This window comes from Hominilimicola sp., from assembly GCF_046972485.1.
GTDB classification, from domain to species: Bacteria; Bacillota; Clostridia; order UBA1381; family UBA1381; genus Hominilimicola; species Hominilimicola fabiformis.
The window spans coordinates 1-8,571 of the sequence record NZ_JBKVWU010000094.1 but is presented as its reverse complement, the minus strand read 5'-3'; the positions used below and the strand labels follow the sequence as shown (position 1 = coordinate 8,571).

Sequence of the window (8,571 nt, the reverse complement as noted above, 5' to 3'; positions counted from 1 at the left end):
CTACAAAAACCGTAAAAACGGTATGAGAAACGACATAGCCGAAATGCTTGCGGACCTAAAGCCTAAATTTATGCGTTTCCCGGGCGGTTGTCTTATCCACGACGGCACACTTAATTCCGACGACAGAAACTCAATGTACCGTTGGAAAAACACAATCGGTGCTGTAACCGACAGACCGTCACGACGTAACAACTGGCGATACAATCAATCGTTGGGACTCGGATATTTTGAATACTTCCAATTCTGTGAGGACATCGGTGCAAAGCCTTTGCCTGTACTTCCTGCCGGATATAATCCGCATATGGAGCAAGCCGTTCCGCTTGACGAAATGCAGGAATGGATTGATGACGCACTTGACCTTATCGAATTTGCCAACGGCACTGCCGACACGAAGTGGGGCAAAATAAGATGTGATATGGGACACACCGAGCCGTTCAATCTTGAATATCTTGCAGTCGGCAACGAAGAAGTCGGTCAGGGCTTTTGGGACAGATATGACCTTTTCCACAAAGCCATAAAAGAGAAATATCCGCAAATAAAAATAATCAATTCCGCAGGGCCTTTCCCGCAAGGCGGTGAATTTGAACGCGGTTGGAACAACGCAAAAAAGAACAGCTCTGACCTTGTTGACGAGCATTACTACACATCACCCGAATGGATGCTTGCCAACTGCCACCGTTACGACAATATGCCGTCAGACGGTCCGAAAGTATTCTTAGGCGAATACGCGTCATGGGGCAACACATATTACAACGCACTTATCGAGGCGGCATATATGACAGGACTTGAAAACAACGCACACGCAATCGGTCTTGTATGCTATGCACCGCTTTTATGCAATGTTGACTACATAAACTGGCAGCCCGATATGATTTGGTTTGACAATCACAGAGTATACGGCAGTGCGAATTACTATGTACAAAAAATGTTTATGAACTGCACAGGCAGCGACCTGCTTGACGTAAAGCACGACGGTTTTGACAAGCCTATCACTCTTGGCAGTGACAAAATCAGCGGTAATATTGAGATTGAAGCTGACAGATGCAGTGCGAAATTTTACGATATTAAAATCATCGACATCGCAACAGGCAATGTAAAAACATACGACAATCTATCATTCAGCAACGGCGGCAAAGCCGTTATAGACAGCATAAACTCAAATCATTACAAAGTCGAATTTACCGCCAAACGCACGGCAGGCGACAAAGGTTTCCGCCTGTTCTTCGGCAAGTCGGACGATAAAAACTTAATTCAATGGTTTATCGGCGGTTGGCAAAATCAAGACACAGAAGTCAACGCACAAGTAAACGGACGCGGTTCGTGCCTTGACCACAACATTTTCTCCGTAATGACAGGACAGGAATACAAGCTTTGCCTTGAAGTCAACGGCAGAAATATTACTACATATATAAATGGCAAAACCGCAAACACTGCAATCGACAAACAGCCTGTTATGGAGGAATTGTACTACACCGCAAGCAGTGACGATAACAACATTTATATTAAAGCGGTCAATGTGCGTGACACCGAAATAACGTCTGAAATATGCGTTGAAGGCGTAAACGGCATTAACGCAAACGTAACGGAGCTTTCCGGCAATTCGCTTGATGATATAAACGATTTCGATAATCCGAAAAAGGTATCGCCGAAAACATCGGCTTTAACAGCCGTATCAAATACATTTGAATACACATTCCCGCCACAGAGCGTTACAATATTCACTGTACAGAAATAAAAAAATCATAAAGTTCCTCAAACGTCGAAACTTTAGATTTTATGCCATTTCTGTCGCACATGTCGCCAGAAATGATTTTTAATGAGGTTAGCACCTCAAACTCCCAATAACAAAGTAAACAAAACCATAACGGTTTTGTTTACTATCTAAATCGGACGATTACAATCGTCCGATTTTTTTGTAATCAAATATTACAAAGCGGAATAAATATAAACAAAAGGGGGTATCCGTATGGAAAGCTTTGAAACTGCTGCACCGATAATAGTTCTTATCTGTTCACTTACCGCACTGTTATTTTCATTCATCAAATTTTACTCCGTAAAGCGAAAAAGCGAAGGTACGGATATGATGAAAAGCATCAGCGTCAAAATACGCAAGGGTGCAATGGCATATCTTAAACGTCAATACAAAACTGTCGGAATATTTTTTGCGATTATGTTTTTCATTTTGACCGTACTTGCGGCGAAAAGATTTTTAAGTCCGTTTGTGCCGTTTGCATTTTTGACAGGCGGATTTTTTTCGGGATTATCGGGATATGTGGGAATGAATATCGCCACATATGCCAACACACGCACCGCGAACGGTGTTCGTGACGGACTCAACAAGGGTTTAAAAATCGCGTTTGCGTCAGGCTCTGTTATGGGGCTTACCGTTGTCGGTTTGGGACTTTTCGATATAAGCGTGTGGTTTATTCTTTTAAAATTCGTGTTTAAACTAAGCATAAACGACGTTATGACCGCTATGCTCACATTCGGTATGGGTGCAAGTTCAATGGCACTGTTTGCACGCGTGGGTGGCGGAATATTCACAAAAGCGGCTGATGTCGGAGCGGATTTAGTCGGCAAAGTCGAAGTCGGTATACCTGAGGACGATCCGCGTAACCCTGCCTGCATTGCCGATAATGTCGGCGACAATGTCGGTGACGTTGCAGGAATGGGCGCTGATTTGTATGAATCGTATGTCGGCTCGATTATTTCGTGCGGAGCACTTGCGTCGGCGGCAGGACTTGGCTTTAACGGTGTACTTGTGCCGATGTTTATCGCTGCAATCGGCATAATTGCGTCTATTATCGGCACGTTTTTCGTTTCGACAAAGGAAGGTGCAACGCAAAAATCGCTTTTAGGCTCATTAAGACGCGGTACATACATTGCGTCAATCCTGTCGGCAGTCGGCTCGGCATTTCTTATTTTCACATTACTTCCCGACAATTCAAATGTATTTTGGGCAGTTATTTCGGGACTTATCGCAGGAGTGATGATAGGATATTTCACAGAGTATTACACGTCAGACTCTTACAATCCTACAAAAAACCTTGCAAAATCTTCAAATACAGGCTCGGCGACAATCATAATAGACGGTATCGCACTGGGAATGTCGTCAACGGCGATACCTGTTATTATAATCGGAATTTCGGTAATTATAAGCTACTTTACTGCAGGAGGTATGGCAAGCTTTGAGGACGGACTTTACGGAGTTGGTCTGTCGGCGGTCGGTATGCTTTCAACACTCGGCATAACGCTTGCGACAGATGCATACGGACCTGTTGCCGACAACGCAGGAGGTATTGCGGAGATGTCGGGACTTCCCGATATAGTGCGTGAAAGAACGGACGCACTCGATTCACTCGGCAACACGACCGCCGCAACAGGCAAAGGTTTTGCAATAGGCTCGGCGGCACTGACCGCGCTTGCGCTGATAGTTTCATACACCGATAAAATAACCGAAATGGGAATTGAACTTAATCTTTCCGTCACTAATCCCGCAGTGCTTATAGGCTTGTTTTCAGGGGCAATGCTGCCGTTTTTGTTCAGTGCAATGACTATGAGAGCTGTCGGACGTGCGGCACAAAAAATTGTTGTTGAAGTAAGACGTCAGTTTAAGGAGATAAAAGGATTGATTGACGGAAAAGCAGAGGCTGATTATGAAACGTGCGTTGACATATGCACAAAATCTTCGCTAAAAGAGATGATTTTCCCCGCCGCACTCGGAATACTTGCACCGATAATTGTCGGATTGGTGCTTGGGTGCAACGGTGTTGTCGGTATGCTTGCAGGTGCTTTAATATCCGGTTTTGCACTTGCTGTAATGATGGCTAATTCGGGCGGTGCTTGGGATAATGCGAAGAAATATATCGAGGCAGGTAATTTCGGCGGTAAGGGCAGCGAAAATCATAAAGCCGCTGTTGTCGGCGATACGGTCGGTGACCCGTTTAAAGATACTTCCGGTCCATCCGTTAATATATTGATTAAACTTCTGTCTATGGTTTCAATCGTTTTCGCCGCACTTATCGCCACATACGGCGGTATGGGGCTGTTTTAGGCATACAAAAAGGCAAGCCACATAAGTGACTTGCCTTAAATTTTTATTAGCCTTGTGTATTGTAGCTGTAGTTTGGAGCCTCTTTAGTGATATAAATATCATGAGGATGGCTTTCCTTTAGACCTGCACCTGTAATTCTTACGAACTTACCGTTTTCCTTTAACAACTGAATTGTCTTAGTTCCGCAGTAACCCATACCCGAACGCAGACCGCCAAGTATTTGGAATATAGTATCAGAAACAGGACCTTTGTAAGGTACACGACCTTCAACGCCTTCAGGAACAAGTTTCTTTGAACCTGTTTGGAAGTATCTGTCCTTACTTCCGCATTCCATAGCCGCAATAGAACCCATACCTCTGTAAACCTTAAAACGTCTGCCTTGGAATATTTCAAATTCGCCCGGGCTTTCGTCACAGCCTGCAAGCAAGCTGCCAAGCATAATTACGTCAGCACCTGCCGCAACAGCCTTAACAACATCACCCGAATACTTAACACCGCCGTCGGCGATAACAGGGATATTGTACTTCTTTGCAACTTGGCTTACGTCATATACAGCAGTAATCTGCGGTACACCGATACCTGCAACGACACGGGTTGTACAGATTGAACCCGGACCGATACCGACCTTAACACAGTCTGCGCCTGCGTTAATAAGTGCCTCTGCCGCCTCACCTGTTGCGATATTTCCTGCAATTAAGTCCAAATCAGGGAATGCCTCCTTGATTTCCTTAACCTTATTTATGATATTCTTACTGTGACCGTGTGCACTGTCAAGTACAACAACGTCAACACCTGCGTTATATACAGCCTTAACTCTTTCCAATGCGTCGTTTGTAACACCGATTGCCGCACCGACCAAAAGTCTGCCGTTCTTATCTCTTGCAGAATTCGGATAACGGATAGCTTTTTCAATATCCTTTATTGTAATAAGTCCTTTTAAGTGATTTTTCTCATCAACTATCGGCAACTTCTCAATCTTGTGCTTTGAAAGAATTTTCTGTGCCTCTGAAAGAGTTGTTCCGACAGGAGCAGTTATAAGATTTTCGCTTGTCATAGCGTCTTTAATTTTCTTTGCAAAATCTGTTTCAAATCTCAAGTCACGGTTTGTAATTATACCGATAAGCACGTTATTGTCATCACAAATCGGAACACCTGAAATTTTATATTTACCCATAAGCTCATCTGCGTCTTTTAGCGTATGGTTTTCAGAAAGACTGAACGGATTGGCTATAACGCCGTTCTCACTTCTCTTTACTTTATCAACTTCCGCAGCCTGCTGTTCAATCGTCATATTCTTATGAATTATTCCGATTCCGCCCTCTCGTGCGATTGCAATAGCCATTGACGACTCTGTAACAGTATCCATTGCCGAACTCATCAGCGGTATGTTAAGCGTTATGTTTTTAGTTAGTTTTGTTGTTAAGTCAACTTCGTTAGGTGTAAAATCAGATGCTTGCGGTACAAGTAATACATCATCAAATGTAAGACCTTCCTTAGAAAATTTTTCTTCCATTCTTATAACTCCTCTCATTAGTATTAATTTTATTAATTATAACAAATTTTGCGGTTTTTTTCAAGACCTTTTTTACGTCATTTTAAAGTTTATTATAATTGATTAATATAGTCTGTAAGGCATATTCGCATTGTGGCAATATCACTAATTTTGAAAACTTCGCCCTTTAATCTCGACGAACCCGCAAGTCCCTTGATATACCACGCAATATGCTTTCTCGCCTCTTTTATTCCGCGGCTTTCGCCCTTTTCTTCAACAAGCATTTCAATATGTTCCAACGCTTGTGCAAGTCTGTCCTGAGGAGTCGGTTCAAAGTTCACTTTGCCGTTTTTCAGATATTCGTTTACCTGTCTGAATATAAACGGATTTCCCTCGCAGCCTCTGCCTATCATAACCGCGTCACAACCCGTCATATCAATCATTCTTTTCGCATCCTCGGCACATTTTATATCGCCGTTGCCGATTACCGGAATTGAAACCGATTCTTTTACTTTCTTTATTATATCCCAATCCGCCGTTCCGCTGTAAAACTCTGCCCGCGTTCTGCCGTGTATCGCAATCGCCGCCGCTCCGCCTTGTTCTATAATCTTTGCAACTTCAACTGCATTTATACTGTCATCGTCCCAACCTTTACGAATTTTTACCGTCACAGGCACAGGCGACGCGGAAGAAACTTTATGCACTATCTCGCCTATTTTTTCGGGTGTCTTAAGCAATGCGCTGCCGTCACCGTTGTTTACGATTTTAGGTGTGGGACAGCCCATATTTATATCTATTATATCAGGTTTTACCGCCATAACTTTCGGTATCACTTCCGCCATTATATCAGCGTCAGAGCCGAATATTTGTATCGCACAAGGACGTTCTTCGTCATCTATCCGCATTAAATCGGCGGTTTTTTTATCGTTGTAGTACAGTCCTTTCGCACTCACCATTTCCGAATACACAAGTCCTGCACCGTATCTTCGGCATATTTTTCTGAAAGGTAAATCAGTTACTCCCGCCATCGGTGCAAGAAATACGTTGTTTTCTGTTTCAAAATTTCCTATTTTCATTGTTTCGCCTTTTATTTTTCCCTTTGTTTTTGATTATATCCAAAACAGACAAGCCTGTGTTATGTTTTTGGCTTGCCTTTCGATTTGCCACCACTCCGTCACTTCGTGACACCTCTCCTCAAGGAGAGGCTTTTCGTATGGCTCCCATTGAGGGGAGCCGGCGGCGTAGCCGTCTGTGAGGTGGCTTTACCTTGCCTTTCGATTTGCCACCACTCCGTCACTTCGTGACACCTCTCCGCAAGGAGAGGCTTTCGTATGGCTCCCATTGAGGGGAGCTGGCGGCGTAGCCGTCTGTGGAGTGGCTTTACCTTGCCTTTCGATTTGCCACCACTCCGTCACTTCGTGACATCTCTCCTCAAGGAGAGGCTTTCGTATAGCTCCCATTGAGGGGAGCCGGCGGCGTAGCCGTCTGTGGGGTGGCTTTACCTTGCCTTTCGATTTGCCACCACTCCGTCACTTCATGACACCTCTCCTCAAGGAGAGGCTTTCGTATGGCTCCCATTGAGGGGAGCCGGCGGCGTAGCCGTCTGTGGGGTGGCTCTTTTCTCTCTTATCTATTATCTGCTACTCGGGCGACCGATGATCGCCCCTACGAACGTTAAATTATCTTCTTTTTGAGTATTCCAATATTTTATGATTATTTGAGAAGAACTGCAAATTTGCGTCAAAATACAAATGTGAAACTTCGCCCTTATTCATTTCACCGTTTTCGATTTTATTTGCACAATCCCATGTTGTATCGACAATCATCCATCTGCCGTCAACGTATACTTCATTCCATGCGTGATTTTGTTCGTCGGTTGCAATACTTGTATCTGTCCACGCGGTATCATTACCGACACCAAGTGCGTATCCCGACACGACATTACACGGTATATCAATACTTCTGCACAGTGACGCCATAAGCGTTGCAAAACCAAGACACACTGCCTTACGGCTCTTTACTATATCCGTTGCGTAATACGGCGGTGCCTCGTCACTTGCAAGGCTGTCAACGTCATAATACATATAAGAACATATCCAATCGTGCAACGCAAGCACTTTTTCATAGTCGGTCGTTTTATCTGCCGTAAGCTGTTCGGCGATAGAGATTATACTGTCACTGTTTGATTGTATAGACGCGGTGTATTTAAGTGCCTCTTTAATTGACTTATCCTTTTCATACATTGCCTTATTATGTTCAAACACAGGTGACTGTTCGATAACCCAACCGCCGTTGCCGTCACGCACAAGTTTTACATAATTATACACCCAGCTTTCAAACTGTCCGTAAGGCTTATCACCGGTATACACGTCAACACCGACAGATGCGCCGTCCGTTTTCGGAATTGATATTGTTTTATTGAAACTATTTTCGGAATTTGCCGTAATCGAAACCTGTTCAAGCGTTTCACCGTTTTCATCGATAAATGCCGCAATCAAATTTGATTTACTTCTTGAGCCGACAATTCCGAATATCTGTATTCTGTCATAATCCGCAATCATAGAAATATTTTCGTTCGGATAAAACGAAAGCATAGGACTGTTCTGTATATACGCATTGACCGCCACATCTGACGGATCAATAGGTAAATCCTCCTGTTTTATCATTGCCATAAGCTCGGACGGTGTAGGAATATAATCCGTCACCCTCGAAAGCCGTTCGGACAATGCCGAAACCGAATCCGTAACCTCTGGACAATTTTCTTTAAGATACGGAACATAACTTCCGAAATTCAAGAAAAAGTCTGTCTGCGAATTAATCACGGCTATTCCTATTGCTAATATCAAAAGTATGGCAAAAAATTTCTTTATCGTTTTCATATCATACCACCATACCAAAATCAAATTTTATATAAAAAATGCTGCGACCTAAGTATATTCTTAAGCCGCAGCATCTTCCTTATTGGAGGCGCCACCCAGATTTGAACTGGGGAATAAAGGTTTTGCAGACCTCTGCCTTACCACTT

Annotated in this window: 5 protein-coding genes; 2 read left to right on the top strand and 3 right to left on the bottom strand. The window is 43.6% G+C overall.

Features of this window, described 5'->3' with window-relative positions; translation table 11 throughout:
* Together ACLTU0_RS09090 and ACLTU0_RS09085 are read left to right on the top strand one after the other, a co-directional pair.
* A partial coding sequence (locus ACLTU0_RS09090) for an alpha-L-arabinofuranosidase C-terminal domain-containing protein (RefSeq protein WP_412322138.1) occupies window positions 1-1,735 on the top strand: 1,735 nt, incomplete at its 5' end.
* A 231-nt stretch (window positions 1,736-1,966) separates the two neighbouring features.
* Window positions 1,967-4,054, top strand: a complete 2,088-nt coding sequence (locus ACLTU0_RS09085) for a sodium-translocating pyrophosphatase (RefSeq protein ID WP_412322136.1) — start codon at window positions 1,967-1,969, stop codon at window positions 4,052-4,054.
* A 46-nt stretch (window positions 4,055-4,100) separates the two neighbouring features.
* On the opposite strand, the gene guaB is transcribed toward ACLTU0_RS09085, so the two are convergent.
* The 3 genes from guaB to ACLTU0_RS09070 all read right to left on the bottom strand — a co-directional run bounded on the left by guaB (window position 4,101) and on the right by ACLTU0_RS09070 (window position 8,425).
* Complete coding sequence (gene guaB, locus ACLTU0_RS09080) at window positions 4,101-5,567, bottom strand: IMP dehydrogenase (RefSeq protein WP_337600729.1); 1,467 nt, start codon at window positions 5,565-5,567, stop codon at window positions 4,101-4,103.
* A 92-nt stretch (window positions 5,568-5,659) separates the two neighbouring features.
* Window positions 5,660-6,622 (bottom strand): tRNA dihydrouridine synthase DusB, encoded by a 963-nt coding sequence (gene dusB / locus ACLTU0_RS09075; RefSeq protein ID WP_147514283.1) that lies wholly within the window; start codon window positions 6,620-6,622, stop codon window positions 5,660-5,662.
* 603 nt (window positions 6,623-7,225) lie between these two features.
* On the bottom strand, window positions 7,226-8,425 hold the full coding sequence (locus tag ACLTU0_RS09070; protein ID WP_412322133.1) for a transglutaminase domain-containing protein: 1,200 nt from the start codon (window positions 8,423-8,425) through the stop codon (window positions 7,226-7,228).
* Between the last annotated feature and the right edge of the window lie 146 nt (window positions 8,426-8,571).

What these genes read in the sequence shown, in the direction of transcription:
- ACLTU0_RS09085 (WP_412322136.1), top strand. Translation starts at nt 1,967, where the DNA reads ATGGAAAGCTTTGAAACTGCTGCACCGATAATAGTTCTTATCTGTTCA.
- guaB (WP_337600729.1), bottom strand. Translation starts at nt 5,567, where the DNA reads ATGGAAGAAAAATTTTCTAAGGAAGGTCTTACATTTGATGATGTATTA.
- dusB (WP_147514283.1), bottom strand. Translation starts at nt 6,622, where the DNA reads ATGAAAATAGGAAATTTTGAAACAGAAAACAACGTATTTCTTGCACCG.
- ACLTU0_RS09070 (WP_412322133.1), bottom strand. Translation starts at nt 8,425, where the DNA reads ATGAAAACGATAAAGAAATTTTTTGCCATACTTTTGATATTAGCAATA.